12 protein-coding genes are annotated in these 15137 nt (G+C 69.0%); 10 read left to right on the top strand and 2 right to left on the bottom strand.

Features of this window, described 5'->3' with window-relative positions:
• Positions 1 to 15: 15 nt before the first annotated feature.
• A complete protein-coding gene (locus AZL_RS10380; RefSeq protein ID WP_012974579.1) occupies positions 16 to 687 on the bottom strand; it encodes a LuxR C-terminal-related transcriptional regulator in 672 nt (223 codons plus the stop codon).
• 258 nt (positions 688 to 945) lie between these two features.
• Complete coding sequence (locus AZL_RS10375) at positions 946 to 1626, bottom strand: LuxR C-terminal-related transcriptional regulator (protein ID WP_012974578.1); 681 nt, start codon at positions 1624 to 1626, stop codon at positions 946 to 948.
• A gap of 596 nt (positions 1627 to 2222) precedes the next feature.
• Between AZL_RS10375 and AZL_RS10370 the strand changes: the two genes are divergently transcribed.
• The 10 genes from AZL_RS10370 (at position 2223) to recN (ending at position 15136) form a co-directional block, all read left to right on the top strand.
• Positions 2223 to 4544, top strand: coding sequence for an ATP-dependent helicase (locus AZL_RS10370; RefSeq protein WP_012974577.1), 2322 nt, complete (start codon positions 2223 to 2225; stop codon positions 4542 to 4544).
• 171 nt (positions 4545 to 4715) lie between these two features.
• Positions 4716 to 5924 (top strand): hypothetical protein, encoded by a 1209-nt coding sequence (locus AZL_RS10365; RefSeq protein WP_042442960.1) that lies wholly within the window; start codon positions 4716 to 4718, stop codon positions 5922 to 5924.
• Positions 5925 to 6044: 120 nt separating this feature from the next.
• Positions 6045 to 6935 (top strand): 50S ribosomal protein L11 methyltransferase, encoded by an 891-nt coding sequence (locus tag AZL_RS10360; RefSeq protein WP_012974575.1) that lies wholly within the window; start codon positions 6045 to 6047, stop codon positions 6933 to 6935.
• Between the two features lie 65 nt (positions 6936 to 7000).
• Positions 7001 to 7474: a TerB family tellurite resistance protein gene (locus tag AZL_RS10355; RefSeq protein ID WP_012974574.1), complete on the top strand. Its 474-nt coding sequence runs from the start codon at positions 7001 to 7003 to the stop codon at positions 7472 to 7474.
• A gap of 110 nt (positions 7475 to 7584) precedes the next feature.
• Entirely contained in the window at positions 7585 to 9636 is a 2052-nt protein-coding gene (locus AZL_RS10350) for an aminopeptidase P family protein (protein ID WP_052293658.1), read from the top strand.
• Positions 9637 to 9877: 241 nt separating this feature from the next.
• Positions 9878 to 10243 carry a chemotaxis response regulator CheY gene (locus AZL_RS10345; RefSeq protein WP_012974572.1) on the top strand — a complete coding sequence of 122 codons (366 nt, stop codon included), beginning with the start codon at positions 9878 to 9880 and terminating at the stop codon, positions 10241 to 10243.
• 172 nt (positions 10244 to 10415) lie between these two features.
• Complete coding sequence (locus AZL_RS10340; RefSeq protein ID WP_042442958.1) at positions 10416 to 11516, top strand: protein phosphatase CheZ; 1101 nt, start codon at positions 10416 to 10418, stop codon at positions 11514 to 11516.
• Positions 11517 to 11759: 243 nt separating this feature from the next.
• Positions 11760 to 12494, top strand: a complete 735-nt coding sequence (locus AZL_RS10335; protein WP_012974570.1) for a protein phosphatase CheZ — start codon at positions 11760 to 11762, stop codon at positions 12492 to 12494.
• Between the two features lie 141 nt (positions 12495 to 12635).
• Entirely contained in the window at positions 12636 to 13451 is an 816-nt protein-coding gene (locus tag AZL_RS10330) for an outer membrane protein assembly factor BamD (RefSeq protein ID WP_012974569.1), read from the top strand.
• Positions 13452 to 13459: 8 nt separating this feature from the next.
• Positions 13460 to 15136, top strand: coding sequence for a DNA repair protein RecN (gene recN, locus AZL_RS10325; RefSeq protein ID WP_012974568.1), 1677 nt, complete (start codon positions 13460 to 13462; stop codon positions 15134 to 15136).
• Position 15137: the final 1 nt, after the last annotated feature.

The raw sequence follows: 15137 nt of genomic DNA, 5'->3' as shown, positions 1-15137 counted from the left end.
CGCTTGGCTAACGGCTCACAGGCTTTGCGCGGTCAAGGCGGCCTGGGTGCGGTTGCGCACGCCCAGATGGCGCAGGATGGCGGTGACGTGGACCTTCACGGTGCCTTCCGTCAGCCCCAGCTCATGGGCGATCTGCTTGTTGGATTTGCCGTCGCGCAGGCGGACCAGCACATCGCGCTGGCGGGGGGTCAACTGGTCGCCGTTGCCGCCTCCCGACGCGGCGGAGTCCTCCATCGCATCGCCGGAGCCGCTGGAGCCGTAGCCGCCGTGCGTCTGTTCAAGACGGTCGCCGCCGCGGATCGCCTGTTCCGGGAGATAGATGCCGCCGGCAAGCACCAGTTGCAGGGCGCCCAGCAGCACCTTGGCGCTCGACGATTTCGGGATATAGCCGGCGGCGCCATTCTCGAGTGCCGCCAGCAGGTCGGACCGCTTCTCAGACCCCGACACCACCACCAGCAACGCCTTCGGCAGGCTGGCGTGGATGTCGCCGAGCGCCGAGAAGCCGGACCAGCCCGGCATTCCCAAATCGAGCAGGATCAGGTCGAAGGGTCTGGTGCCATCGCAGAGCGCCCGCACCTCGTCATAGGTGCTGGCCTCGAAGAACGTCATGTCGGCGTCGAATTGCGCCAGCAGGCGGCGCAGACCGTCTCGGAACAGCAGGTGATCGTCGGCGATCAGCACGTTCATCGCGGGGCGTTTCCAGAAGGTTGCGGCGAACCCACGCCAGGATGGCGTCATCGGGCCGCGAGTTCACATGGGAACGCCGGTTCCGTCGCTGTAGTGGGCTTTTGGTCTTAGACCGCTTCCTCTATGCCCGCCGGTCTTCATGCGCCCATCCGGTTTGCCGACGTTCCACCTGCCCCCCGCCGGCCGCCGGTCCCGGATGGCGGGGACGGGCGGTCCGGAACGGGCTGGGGGAAGGGCGGACGGGCGGGACGGATGGGGTCAGACGGTGGCGGCGACGCCGGTTTCGGCAGCCTGGTCGCCGATGCCGTTGTTGAGCGCCCAGATGGCGGCCTGGGTGCGGTTGGAGGCGTTGATCTTGCGCAGCAGGCTCTTCAGATGAACCTTCACGGTGGCTTCCGTGATGTTCAGATGGTTGGCGATCATCTTGTTGCTGTTGCCGCTCAGCAGGCAGCGTAGGATCTGCACCTCGCGCTGGGACAGACCCTTGCGGCGGGTCGGCAGCTCGGCGCTGACATCCTCGGTCCGGCCGCTGACCAGCAGTTCGGCGAGATGGGTCGGGAACACCTTCTCGCCCATCATCACCAGCTTCAGCGACTGCATCAGCGCCTCGCAGGCGATGTCCTTCAGCAGGTAGCCGCCGGCCCCGGCGCCGAGAGCGGCCGACAGGCGGCGGGTTTCCAGGTCGTTGGTCAGGATGACGACGCGGATCGCCGGATGATCCTCGCGCAGCCTGCGCATCGCCTCGACCTCTTCATCGGCGCCGCTCGGCAGGTCGATCAGGATCAGGTCCGGGGTCGTGCCGGCACCAAGCGTCGACAGGCCCTCGCGCAGGCTGCCGGCTTCGCCGATGACGGAGAAGGATGTGCCTTCGAACAGGCGCTTCATGCCCTCGCGGAAAAGCTTGTTGGCGTCGATGAGGAAAACGTTGATGGCATCCATGGTCTCAGCCCGCCCTTTGTTCCGTTCCGATCGATGGGGCGCCGGATGGCGCTTCGGAGGCATCCCCGACCATCCGCTGCCGCGTCCGGTCCGCTCCCCCCTCGGGGCTCGGGGGTGCCTCGTTGTGACCCATAGATACCCCCGATTTGCGCCGCGCAAAATTTCGCTTAGGTAAATTTCGTGTCGAGCGATGGGCATATGCCGTAAGACCGCATAAGACAAGATGCGGACATAATGAGGCTTGCATTGGTCGGTCGGAGTAACTGTCTGTGACAGAAAAGGGGAAAGCGTTAACCGATGGCCTGTGATGCCGCCGATGGGCGGGGATGAAGTTCGGAGAGACTTCCCATGTTTCCGGTTATGGCCTGGCAGAACTATATTACCGCCCGTCGGGCGAGGGCCTATGCCGTGCCGTTCCACCCTTCGGCATAAGCACGGCCGTTTCGGGATGCGGTTTCCGGCGGGCTGGCGCGTCAATCACGGGGGGTCGTGCCGGCGCGCCCTGTGCTGTATATGTTCCGACCGCAAGACAGCATCCGCATGCTTGAGCCGATCTTCCGTCCATCCGATCTTTCGTCCATCCCAGGCCGGGCCCCATGTCAGACGCTTACGATGATGATCCGTTGAGCCATGCCGCTCCCGCCGCGGGCGTTCCCGCCGCGGCGCAACGCTTCGCCTATCTGGACGGGCTGAACCCGACCCAGCGGGCGGCGGTGGAGGCTTTGGACGGACCGGTCCTGGTGCTGGCCGGCGCCGGCACCGGCAAGACGCGGGTGCTGACCACCCGGCTGGCCCATCTGCTGATGACCCGCCGGGCCGCCGCCTTCCAGATCCTGGCGGTGACCTTCACCAACAAGGCGGCCCGCGAGATGCGCGAGCGGGTCGCCCATCTGGTGGGGATCGAGCCGGAGGGCTGGTGGCTCGGCACCTTCCACGCGCTGGCCGCCCGCATCCTGCGCCGCCATGCCGAACTGGTCGGGCTGAAGTCGAACTTCACCATCCTCGACACCGATGATCAGGTCCGCCTGATCAAGCAGCTTCTGGAAGCCGAGAACATCGATTCCAAGAAATGGCCGGCCCGTCAGATTCTGGGCGCCATCGAACGCTGGAAGGATCGCGGCCTGACGCCCGACCGCCTTGCCGACGCCGATGGCGGCGATGTGGCCGGCGGCCGGGTGGTGGCGATCTACCGCGCCTATCAGGAACGCCTGCGCAGCCTGAACGCCTGCGATTTCGGCGACCTTCTGCTGCACAACCTGACCATCCTTCAGAACAATCCGGACGTGCTGGCGGACTATCACCGGAAGTTCAAATATATTCTGGTGGACGAGTATCAGGACACGAACGTCGCACAATATTTGTGGCTTAGAATATTGTCTCAAGCACACAAGAATATCTGTTGTGTCGGCGATGAGGACCAGTCGATCTATGCTTGGCGTGGCGCCGAGATCGGCAACATCCTGCGCTTCGAGACCGATTTTCCCGGCGCCACCATCATCAAGCTGGAGCAGAACTATCGCTCCACCGGCCATATCCTGGCGGCGGCCTCCGGGCTGATCGCCAACAACCAGGGCCGGCTCGGCAAGACGCTGTGGACCGAGGCCGACGGCGGGGAGCCGGTCAAGGTCAAGGCGGTGTGGGACGGCGAGGAGGAGGCGCGCTGGGTCGGCGAGGAGATCGAGGGGCTTCAGCGCAAGGGCACGCCCTTGTCGCAGATCGCCGTCCTGGTCCGCGCCGGCTTCCAGACCCGCGAGTTCGAGGAGCGCTTCATCACGCTCGGCCTGCCTTACAAGGTGCTGGGCGGTCCGCGCTTCTACGAGCGGCAGGAAATCCGCGACGCGCTGGCCTATTTCCGCGTGGTCAATTCCGGCGACGATGACCTCGCCTTCGAGCGCATCGTCAATCTGCCCAAGCGCGGCGTCGGCCCGGCGGCCATGCAGACCCTCTACACCGCCGCCCGCGCCCGCGGCATATCGCTGACCGAGGCCGGTTGGGCGCTGACCGAGACGGACGAGCTGAAGCCGAAGCTGCGCTCCACCCTGCGCGGGCTGTTGCAGGATTTCTTCCGCTGGCGCACGCTGATGGCGACGGTGCCGCACACCGAGCTCGCCCGCAGCATCCTCGACGAATCCGGCTACACCCGCATGTGGCAGGAGGACAAGACGCCCGAGGCCCCCGGCCGGCTGGAGAACCTGAAGGAACTGATCACCGCCATGGCGGAGTTCGAGAATCTGCCGGGCTTCCTGGAGCATGTCGCGCTGGTGATGGAGAATGCCGAGGCCGCCGGGATCGAGCAGGTGACGGTCATGACCCTGCATGGCGCCAAGGGGCTGGAGTTCGACCATGTCTTCCTGCCGGGCTGGGAGGAGGGCGTGTTCCCCAACCAGCGCGCGCTGGACGAGACCGGCATCGCCGGGCTGGAGGAGGAGCGGCGGCTGGCCTATGTCGGGCTGACCCGGGCGCGCCGCCGCGCCTATGTCAGCCATGCCGCCAACCGCCGGCTCTACGGCAACTGGGTCAGCGCCGTGCCGTCGCGCTTCGTCGAGGAGATCCCCCAGGCCAATGTCGAGGCGGAGGCCGCCAACGGGCTGTTCGCCGGCAGCGGCGGGCGCGCCGGCGGGTTTGGCGGCGGCTTCGGGGCCTACGGCGCGGGCGGGGCCGGCGGCTTCCAGTTCCGCGGCTCCACCCGGCAGGCGCCTGCGCCCAAGACCATCACGCTCGACCAGGGCGCCTACGCGGTGGCGCCGCGGCCCCGGCCCGACGCGCCCTTCGCCAAGGGCGCGCGCGTCTTCCACCAGAAGTTCGGCTATGGCACCGTCGTCGCCGTGGCCGAGGACAAGCTGGAGATCGAGTTCGACCATTCCGGCAGCAAGAAGGTGATGGACAGCTTCGTCGTGCCCGCCGACAAGGCGGGCTGAAACAGGGGGTGCCCGCCGACAAGGCCGGCTGAAGCAGGGGGGCCGCCGACGCGGCGGGCTGGGGTGACGGGCGGAACCGGACGGGTTGCCGCACTGTGATGGCCGTCACAGCCCCGGTGGCGGCGGCGGTCCATTGTTGTGGCAGCGCAATGGAGCCGGGGGCCATCCGCCGTGTTCGGAACGGGCAACGTCAGTTACGAGGTGCAGAGCCGCCGCGATGGCCGCTGGCGCATCGAGGGGGCCTACACCGACCAGGAGGCGGCCCTGTCGGCCGCCCGCTCGCAACTGGCCGCCTCCGGCGTGGAGGAGGCGAAGGTGATGAGGTTCCGCACCGTCGCCGGCCTGTCGCTGGAAACGGTGATCCTGCACAAGACCGCTCCCCAGACCCCGCGCAAGGGCCTGACCCTGGGCGGCTCGGCCGAGGGGGCGCCGCTCTGCCACACGCCCGACGACCTGCGCGGCTTCGAAAGCCGGGTGGTGATCGGCCGGCTGCTGCGGCCCTATCTCGACGCCCAGCGCATCACCCCGACCGAACTGCTGCATTCCTGGCCGCTGTTCCGCCGGTTCGAGGAACAGGGCGGGCTGCTGGGGGCGGCCATCCATGCCGCCGCGCGCCACCATGCCGATATCCATGGCGTGTCCCACTCCGCCCGCGCCCGTGAACTGCGCCAACTGGTCGAGGCGGTCACCGGGGCCGCCCGCGACGCGCTGGCCGAGCGCCGGCGCCTGCCGCGATTCGACGCCGCCGACCTGCCCGGCACCAGTCGCGCCATCGACGGGGCGGTCGGGGAGGCGGTCGGGCCGGGCGGTCATGACGCGCTGTTCCTGACCCTGCTGTGCCAGCATCTGGAGGTGGGTGGACCGCTGGCCGGCAAGCTGGATCTTCTGCTGGAGATGATGCACGAAGATGCCGAGCCGCGGCATCTGGCCCTGCTGGACGGGGTGGTCGCCGACATCATGGGGTCGGCCGACACGGTGAAGGAGCTGCTGGGCGCGCAGCCCAGCCTGCATGCCGGCCTTTGCGTGCTGATCGATCACCTGTTCGACCGCGACCCCGACCCGCTGCACGCGCCGATGGCCGGGTCGCTGCGACAGGTCTGCCGCCTCGCCCGCCAGGGCCGCGCGCCGCAGAGCCGCGCCGTCCTCTTGGAGCGGCTGCGCCAGAGCATCGCCGGGGAACAGCCGCTCGACCGCCGCGACGTGAAGGCGGAAGCGGTGCTGACCCGCGATCTCGCCGACCGGCTGACGGCGGCGGACGGTGCGGTTCTCGGCGGGGCGGCGATGGGCAAGGCGCTGGAGCGCCGTCTGCTGCGCCACCGCCAGTCGGTGCTGCGCGCCCAGGGCATGTACGACATCGCCGACCGGCTGTCGGGGCGATAGACCGGACGCGGGGGGATGGCGGATAGGGGTTTTCGCGCTCTCCGGACCTCTTGGTCTCTCTCCGGCTTGATGCTAGAAACGCGGCTTCTGTTCTCGCGTCGTCGTCGGAAAGCCCCTGTCATGTCGCAAACCCCGCTCTGGCGCATCGCGCTTGTCGTTCCCGAAGCCCACGCGCCGGCCTTCGCCGAGGCGGTCGGCGACCATGCCGATGCGGTGTCGACCTTCGAACTGGAGGAAGGCGGCAACTGGCTGGTGGAGGCGACCCTTTATGGCGCCCCGGACGAGGCGCGGCTGCAATCCCGCGTCGCCGTGCTGGCCAAGGCGCTGGGCATCGAGGAGCCGAGGCTGGCGATCGAGAATCTGCCGCCGATCGATTGGGTGTCGCACAGCTATCAGGGCTTTCCGCCGATCCGCGCCGGGCGCTTCTTCGTCCATGGCTCCCACCATGAGGGCATCGTGCCGGCCGGCAGCATTCCGCTGCTGGTGGACGCCGCCACCGCCTTCGGCACGGGGGAGCATGGCTCGACCAACGGCTGCCTCCAGGCGCTCGACCGGTTGTCGCGCCATCTGAAGCTGCCGCGCGGCGGCCGGCGCGGCGCGCTCGACATGGGCTGCGGCTCGGGCATCCTGGCGCTGGCGATGGCCAAGCGCTGGCGCGTGCCGGTGACCGCCGTCGACATCGACCCGGAGGCGGTGCGCGTCACCCGCATCAACGCGGCGCTGAACGGCCAGAAGGGCATGATCCGCGCCCAGGGCGGCGACGGCTATCACACCCGCATCGTCGGCCGGCACAAGCCCTACACCCTGATCACCGCCAACATCCTGGCCCGTCCGCTGTCGCGCATGGCGCCGCAGTTGCGCCGCCATCTGAAGAAGGGCGGCTATGCCGTGCTGGCCGGGCTGCTGAACCGCCAGGAGCGCCATGTCATCCAGGCCCACCGCAACCAGGGCCTGCGTCTGGTGGCGCGCATTCCGGTCGGCGAATGGACCACTCTCGTGGTGAAGCGTTGAAACCGGAGGATCGGATCGCGACTTCCCCTGGGGACGATGTCCCGACACGGTCCTGGGGAGCAACCATGCTGAACCGCATCCGGTCCTTGTTCACGGCTGGCGACGATGATGCCGAGCCGGGCGAGGACGCCCTGCAAGCCGCCGCCGCCGCGCTGATGGTCGAGGCCGCCCGCACCGACGACAGCATTTCCGAGGCGGAGCGCGACCGCATCCTGGCCGTCGCCCGCCGCCATTTCGGCCTCAGCGAGGAGGAGGCGCAGGACCTGCTGTCCGCCGCCGTCTTCGATACCGAGGACGTCTCGCCCTATCACCGCTATGTCAGCGTCATTCTGGAACGCTGCCCGCCCGGCCAGCGCCTCTGGATCATCGAGATGCTGTGGGAGGTCGCCTACGCCGACGGCGTGCTGAACGACCTGGAGGCCAGCCTGCTGCGGCGGATCGGCGGTTTGCTGCACATCTCCGATGTCGATCGCGGCGCCGCCCGCAAGCGGGTTTTGGCCCGGCTCGGGCTGCCGGATGACGCGGGATTGCCGGTTTGAGGAAGCTCCTCCCACCCCAACCGGCATAACCGCCGCCGTGCCGCTTGCGCGGAGCCGGCGGGGTGCCTAGCCTGGGGCCACAGGCTCTACTCTTCCGAGGATCAGGCTCCGTGCCCAGCGCGATTCCAACCGCCGCCTATCGCGGCGACGATGCCCTTGCGACCCTGCTGAGCGAGGCCGGAACCGGCCGCTCCCCCGCCGATGTGCGTGCCCTGCTGGCCGGCGTGCTGGCCGCGCCCGAGGGGGAGGAGCCGGCGGCCTGGACGGAGCTGGTGGGGGAGGCGCTGCCGTCCGCCCTTGTCGAACAGCTCCAGGCGCTGAAGGCGCTGCTGGCCGCCGAGGCGCCGCCGGCCCGGCCCGGCCCGGCGCAGCGGCTGGCCGATCTGCGCGCCGCCCTGAAGCGCCGCGACCTCGACGGCTTCATCGTGCCGCGCGGCGACGAGCATCAGGGCGAATATGTGCCGCCGCGGGCGCAGCGGCTGGGCTGGCTGACCGGTTTCACCGGCTCCGCCGGCAATGCGGTGGTGACATCCGACCGCGCCGTGATCTTCGTCGACGGCCGCTACACCCTCCAGGTGCGGGCCGAGGTGCCGGCCGACCTCTATGACTACAAGCATCTGGTCGAGGATCCCCTGACCGACTGGATCGTCGCGGCGCTGCCCGAAGGCGGGCGCTTCGGCTTCGATCCCTGGCTGCACACCATCGGCTGGGTGGAGAAGACCCGCGCCACGCTGGAACGCGCCGGCATCCTGCTGGTGCCCTGCGAGGACAACCCGCTCGATTCGGTGTGGCGGGGCCAGCCGCCGGCTCCGCTCACCCCGGTGCTGCCGCAGGACGAGGCCTTCGCCGGCGAAAGCTCCGCCGACAAGCGGGCCCGTCTGGCCGGCGAGCTGGGGAGGAAGGGCATCGCCGCCGCCGTGCTGACCCAGCCCGACAGCATAGCCTGGCTGCTGAACATCCGTGGCGCCGACGTTCCCTGCACGCCGCTGCCGCTGTCCTTCGCCATCCTGTCCGCCGACGCCTCGGTCGAGCTGTTCCTCGACCCGCGCAAGCTGGCGCCGCCGACCCGCGCCCATCTCGGCGATCGGGTGCGGGTGCGGCCGGTGGCCGAGTTCGGCCCGGCGCTGGACGCCGTCGCCCGCGGCTCCGCCCGCGTGCTCATCGATCCGTCCTGCACCTCGGCCTGGATCGCCGACCGGCTGCATCTGGCCGGGGCCCGGGTGGAGCGCGACGGCGACCCCTGCGCCTTGCCGAAGGCCTGCAAGAACCCGGCGGAGCTGGCCGGCACCCGCGCCGCCCATGTCCGCGACGGGGCGGCCCTGGTCCGCTTCCTCCACTGGTTCTCGCGGGAGGCGCCGACGGGCGCCCTGACCGAGCTGGCGGTGGTGGAACGGCTGCTGGCCTTCCGGCGGGAGAATGAGCGGTTCCGTGGCGTCAGCTTCGACACCATCGCCGGGGCGGGGCCGAACGGCGCCATCGTCCATTACCGGGTCACGCCGGAGACCGACCGCCGGCTGGAGCCGGGCAGCCTGTTCCTGCTCGACAGCGGCGCCCAGTATCTGGACGGCACCACCGACGTCACCCGCACGCTGGCGGTCGGCGAGCTCGACCCGGCGACGGCGGCGGAGAGGCGCGACCGCTTCACCCGCGTCCTGAAGGGCCACATCGCGCTGTCCACCGTCCGCTTTCCGCGCGGCACGACGGGCTCGCAGCTGGACGCGCTGGCGCGGCTGCCGCTGTGGCGGGCGGGGCTGGACTATGACCATGGCACCGGCCACGGCGTCGGCAGCTTCCTGTCGGTGCATGAGGGGCCGCAGCGGGTGTCCAAGGTCGGCAACACCGTCGCCCTGCAACCGGGCATGATCCTGTCCAACGAGCCCGGCTATTACAAGACCGGCGCCTACGGCATCCGCATCGAGAATCTGGTCGTCGTCCAGCCGGTGGAGCCGGAGGGCGAACTGGCCGGCGCCGAACGCCCGATGCTGGAATTCGAGCCGCTGACCCTGGTTCCGATCGACCGCTCCCTGATCGAGCGGGCGCTGCTGAGCGAGGCGGAGGCCGCCTGGGTCGACGCCTATCATGCGCGGGTACGCGAGTCGCTGGCGCCGCTGCTTGACGAGCCGGCCCGCCGCTGGCTGGAAAAGGCGACGGCCTCCCTGTGATCGGGGGCGCCCGCATCAGATCGGGGGCGGAGGTGGGGAGCGCCCCTGATTTCATAAGATGTTGCCATTGTAGTAACACGTTCTTTACCAGGCTGCCGCAATGTGACCCAAGGGGATGACTTTTGGCGGCAGTTAGGGCACTACAGTCGACATCACTTCCCGGATTACGGCGCAGCCCCCGCGCCGGGTGGGCGTAACGGCCGGACAGACACCGGCAACGGATTATTGCGGAGACGTCTAGATGAAGATCCTCGTCGTCGATGATTACGCCACCATGCGGCGCATCGTGCGGAACCTGTTGACCCAGATCGGCTACACCGACATCGACGAGGCCGGTGACGGCGTTTCGGCGCTGGCGAAGCTGCGTGAGAGCAAGTTCGGCCTCATCATCTCCGACTGGAACATGGAGCCGATGACCGGCTTGCAGCTCCTGAAGGAAATCCGCGCCGACGCGAAGCTGGCGGCGACCCCCTTCATCATGGTCACCGCCGAGAGCAAGACCGAGAACGTCATCGCCGCCAAGCAGGCCGGCGTTAACAACTACATCGTCAAGCCCTTCAACGCCGACACGCTGAAGCAGAAGATCCAGGCCGTCATCGGCGGCTGATCTTCCGGATGGCTGATGGTGGGGGCGGCTGATCCGGTCCAGGCGATCGGGTCCGGGTGACCGGACCGGGCGGCAGGGCGGCGGTGGCCGCCCGGCGTTCGGATAGGGCGTTCGGATAAATCGTTCGGATTCTGGGGCCGGCTGGCGAATCCAGTTTGGGGAGTGGACCGGTTTGGAGCAGCTTCCGCAGCTGTCCGATGAGGAATTCGAGCAGATCGAGGACGCCATCGCCCGATCGGCGAAGGGCAGGGCGTTCCTGCGGCGGCTACACCGGCGGTCCCTCGGGGCCGCGACGGAAGAGGTGCGCGCCATGCTCCAGGAGTTCCGCGACTCCTGGAGCCGGCAGAACGAGGCGGTGGAGGCCGGCAAGCATGTCGGCGTCCTGCGCCGCGAGCTGATGGAGATGGCCGCCTCGATCGAACAGGCGAGGCGGGAGGTGGCGGCGTTGCGGCCACCCGATGGCGGCGGGGACAAGATCCTGTCCGCCACCAACGAGCTGGACGCCATCGTCATCTCGACCGAGCGCGCGTCCTTCGAGATCCTGAACGCCGCCGAGCGGCTGATGGAGCTGTCGGGCAAGCTGCGGGCCGGCGGTGCCGATCCGTCGATCTGCGGCGACATCGACAATCAGGTGAACGACATCTTCACCGCCTGCTCCTTCCAGGATCTGACCGGCCAGCGCACCAGCAAGGTGGTCAACGCGCTCCGCTACATCGAGCAGCGCGTGATGGCGATGATCAGCATCTGGGGCGAGGACGGGCTGTCCGGCATCGTCGTGAAGGAGGAGCAGACGGACAAGCGTCCCGACGCCCATCTCCTGAACGGTCCGCAGCTGGACGGTCTCGGTGTCAGCCAGGCCGATGTCGACAGCATGTTCAGCAGCCCGGCCCCGGCTCCGGTCGCTCCTCCTCCGCCGCCCCCGCCCCCACCGGCCGCGCCTGTCCAGGCCAGCCAGTCCGACATCGACAGCATGTTCGATGCCCCCGCGCCCGCGGCGCCCGTCACGGCCAGCCAGTCGGATATCGACAGCATGTTCGATAGTCCGGCACCGGCGGCCGCGCCGGTTCAGGCCAGCCAGTCCGACATCGACAGCATGTTCGATGCCCCCGCGCCCGCGCCGCCGCCGGCCAAAAAGCCGGTGCCGAAACCGCCGGGTGCCGCACCCAAGGCCAAGGCCGCCGCCAAGCCTGCCGCACCGCCCCCGCCGCCGCCCGCGGCGGCCGAGCCCCCGACACCGCTGGATCAGGCCGCCATCGACGCCCTGTTCGGCTAGGCGGCCGTCCGCGGCCGTGCCCGAACCGCTCAGGGATCGGGGACGCCCGAGGATTGGGGGCGCCAAGGGATCAGGGCTACGGTTTCCCCGGATTGACCCGCCCTGCCCGCCGATGGCGGGATGGGGCGCGGTCAGCCGGTCCAACAGCACATCAGACGCCACAGACCACGCGCAAGACCAGACACTCACCACCACAAGGCCAGAGCCGGCCGTTTCCGAGAGGCGGGACCGAGGATGAAGCAGATGACCAAGCCCTTCATGGCCGAGCTTCAGAAGGCCCGTAAGTCCGGGCACCCGTTTCAATCCCTGATCGAGGACGGGGCCGCCGCCGCCGCCGCCGCCGTCCTTCCGGTGCCGACCCAGGTGGTCCAGGCCGACAATACCGAGGTGCTGCGGGCGGTCAGCGAACTCGGTTCCAAGCTGGACCGTTTCCTGGCCATGGACGCGGCGCAGATCGACCAGATCCAGGTGGAGATCGCCGACATCTCCGGTCGCATCAAGGCGACCAAGGTGGAGATGGCGGCCATCCGCCACCCGCTGGCCGGCGACGACAAGTTCGAACAGGCCAGCCAGGAGCTGAGCGCCGTCGTCGCCGCGACGGAGGCGGCCACCAACACCATCATGGCCTGCGCCGAGGAACTGGAAGAGGTGGTGTCGGAGCTGAAGTCCTCGCTGCCCGAGGGCTATCACAACGACCGCGTCAACGACATGGTCGACGTCATCGTCCGCATCTACGAGGCCTGCAACTTCCAGGATCTGACCGGACAGCGCATCACCAAGGTCGTCCGTGCCATGTCCTTCATCGAGGAGCGCGTCGACGCGATGATGGGCCTGTGGAACAAGCGCGAGTTCGAGGCGATGCCGCTGCCGCCGTCCGTCACCAAGAAGGACGAGAACCTCGACCTGCATGGTCCGGCCGAAGCCACCCCCGAGAGCGGCAACATCAGCCAGGCCGACATCGACGCGCTGTTCGGGTAAGGGTGCCTCCGCCGTCGGCCCCCTCTCCCGCTCCGGGGAGGGGGCTTGGCCGATCACCATGCCCACCCCCGCGTTACCGCTTGCGGCGCCCTTACCCCGGCGTGCTATACAGGGGCAACTTCGAAAGCGCCCAAGACGACGATGCTTCCTCGCCCGTACCGCCTGCCGCTGACGGCCATCCTCCTGTCCGCCGCCCTGTCCGCCTGCTCCTCCACCAAGGAGGATGCGTATGTCGAACGACCGGCCGACCAACTCCTGTCGGAAGCCGATGCGGCGATGCGGGATGAGGCTTTCAAGAAGGCCGCCAAGCTCTACGACGAGGTGGAGCGCCAGCATCCCTATTCGGATTCGGCCAGCAAGGCGCAGCTTCTCGCCGCCTATGCCCATTACCAGGATCTGAAATACGACGACGCCATCCTGGCGCTCGACCGTTTCATCCAGCTTCATCCGGGCAGCCCGGATGTCGACTACGCCTACTATATGCGGGCGCTGAGCTATTATGAGCAGATCACCGACGTGCGCCGCGATCAGAAGATGACGCGTCAGGCGCTCGACGCCCTGCAGGAGGTGGTCCGCCGCTTCCCCGACAGCAAATACGCCCGCGACGCCAAGCTGAAGATCGACCTGACCAACGACCATCTCGCCGGCAAGGAGATGGAGGTCGGGCGCTTCTACCTGCGTCAGCGTCAGTATACCGCCGCGATCAACCGCTTCCGCGTCGTCGTTGAAAATTACCAGACCACGTCCCATGTGCCTGAGGCGCTGCACCGGCTGGTGGAGTGCTATCTGGCGCTGGGCGTGACCGACGAGGCGAAGGCCGCCGCGGCTGTGCTCGGCCACAACTTCCCCGGCAGCGAATGGTACACGGACAGCTACGCCCTGCTGGTGGACGCCAATCTGCGTCCCGAGCGAAACGAGAAGTCGTGGCTCAACCGAGCCTGGAACTCCCTGTTCTAGGACGCTCCATGCTCGTGTCGCTGACGATCCGGGACGTCGTCCTGATCGAGCGGCTGAGCCTGTCCTTCCGCAAGGGCCTGTGCGCCCTGACCGGCGAGACCGGCGCCGGCAAGTCGATCCTGCTCGACGCGCTCGGTCTCGCCCTTGGCGCGCGCGCCGAGTCCGGTCTGGTGCGCCATGGTGCCGATCAGGCCGCCGTCACTGCGGAATTCGAGCTGTCGGGCGACCATCCGGCCTTCGCCATCCTCAAGGAGCAGGGGCTCGACGCCGATTCCGGCGACGGCGCCCTGGTCATCCGCCGCACCGTCAACACCGACGGACGCAGCCGCGCCTGGGTGAACGACCAACCGGTCGGCGTCGGCCTGCTGAAGAGTCTGGGCGCCGAACTGGTCGAGGTGCATGGCCAGTTCGACACCCATGGCCTGCTGAACCCGCAGACCCATCGCGGCGTGCTCGACGCCTATGCCGGGCTTGCGGCGCAGGCGGCGCAGGTCGCCGCCGCCCATCGCGCCTGGAGGCAGGTCGAGGATGCGCGCCATTCCGCCGCCGCCGACATCGCCCGCGCCCGCTCCGAAGAGGAATATCTCCGTCACGCCGTGGCCGAGCTGGACGCGCTCGCCCCCAAGCCCGGCGAGGAGGAGGAACTGTCGGAGACCCGCGCGGTGCTGATGCACCGGGAGAAGCTGGTCGACGGCATGAACGCCGCCTATGCCGAACTGTCGGGCGACCGCGGCGTCGAGCGCGCCCTGTCGTCGGCCATCCGCACGCTGAGCCGCATCGCCGACCGGGCCGGCGGCACGCTGGATCCGGTGATCGCCGCCCTCGACCGTGCCGCGACCGAGGCGGGGGAAGCGATCGCCGCCCTTCAGGCCGCCTCCAGCGGCGTCGACATGGATCCCCGCGCGCTGGAGAAGCTGGAGGAGCGGCTGTTCGCGCTCCGCGCCGCAGCCCGCAAGCATGGTGTCGCCGTCGATGCGCTGGCCGGTCTGCGCGAGGAGATGGCCGGGCGCCTGCTGTTGATCGAGGATCAGGGCGATCTGCTGGCCAAGCTGGCGAAGGAGGCCGACCAGGCCCGCGCCGCCTTCCACAAGGCCGCCGAGGCGCTGGGCGCCGCCCGCCGCGAGGCCGCCGGCCGGCTGGACGTGGCGGTCGCCGCCGAACTGGCGCCGTTGAAGATGGAAAAGGCGAAGTTCCGCACGCTGGTCGAACCGCTCGACGAGACGGGCTGGACCGCGTCCGGCATCGACCGCGTCGCCTTCCAGGTGGCGACCAACCCCGGCTCCCCGCCCGGCGCCCTGAACAAGATCGCGTCCGGCGGCGAGTTGGCGCGCTTCATGCTGGCGTTGAAGGTGGTGCTGGCCCAGACCTCCACAGTCGGCACGCTGGTGTTCGACGAGGTGGACACCGGCATCGGCGGCGCCGTCGCCGCGGCGGTGGGCGAGCGGCTGGAGACGCTCGGGCACGGCTTGCAGGTGCTGGTCGTCACCCACAGCCCGCAGGTGGCGGCGCGCGGCGCCGTCCATCTGAAGGTGCAGAAATCCCAGACGGGCGAGCAGGTCACCACCGGCGTCGCCGAACTGGACGGCGATGAGCGGCGCGAGGAGATCGCCCGCATGCTCTCCGGCGCCACCGTCACCGCCGAGGCCCGCGCCGCCGCCGACAGCCTGATCGCCGGCCGGGGCTGAG

This window comes from Azospirillum sp. B510, from assembly GCF_000010725.1.
Taxonomy (GTDB): Bacteria; Pseudomonadota; Alphaproteobacteria; order Azospirillales; family Azospirillaceae; genus Azospirillum; species Azospirillum lipoferum_B.
Note: the sequence above shows the minus strand (reverse complement) of the source record. Positions and strands in the feature narration are given on the sequence as shown.

What these genes read in the sequence shown, in the direction of transcription:
- AZL_RS10380 (WP_012974579.1), bottom strand. Translation starts at nt 687, where the DNA reads ATGAACGTGCTGATCGCCGACGATCACCTGCTGTTCCGAGACGGTCTG.
- AZL_RS10375 (WP_012974578.1), bottom strand. Translation starts at nt 1,626, where the DNA reads ATGGATGCCATCAACGTTTTCCTCATCGACGCCAACAAGCTTTTCCGC.
- AZL_RS10370 (WP_012974577.1), top strand. Translation starts at nt 2,223, where the DNA reads ATGTCAGACGCTTACGATGATGATCCGTTGAGCCATGCCGCTCCCGCC.
- AZL_RS10360 (WP_012974575.1), top strand. Translation starts at nt 6,045, where the DNA reads ATGTCGCAAACCCCGCTCTGGCGCATCGCGCTTGTCGTTCCCGAAGCC.
- AZL_RS10355 (WP_012974574.1), top strand. Translation starts at nt 7,001, where the DNA reads ATGCTGAACCGCATCCGGTCCTTGTTCACGGCTGGCGACGATGATGCC.
- AZL_RS10345 (WP_012974572.1), top strand. Translation starts at nt 9,878, where the DNA reads ATGAAGATCCTCGTCGTCGATGATTACGCCACCATGCGGCGCATCGTG.
- AZL_RS10335 (WP_012974570.1), top strand. Translation starts at nt 11,760, where the DNA reads ATGACCAAGCCCTTCATGGCCGAGCTTCAGAAGGCCCGTAAGTCCGGG.
- AZL_RS10330 (WP_012974569.1), top strand. Translation starts at nt 12,636, where the DNA reads ATGCTTCCTCGCCCGTACCGCCTGCCGCTGACGGCCATCCTCCTGTCC.
- recN (WP_012974568.1), top strand. Translation starts at nt 13,460, where the DNA reads ATGCTCGTGTCGCTGACGATCCGGGACGTCGTCCTGATCGAGCGGCTG.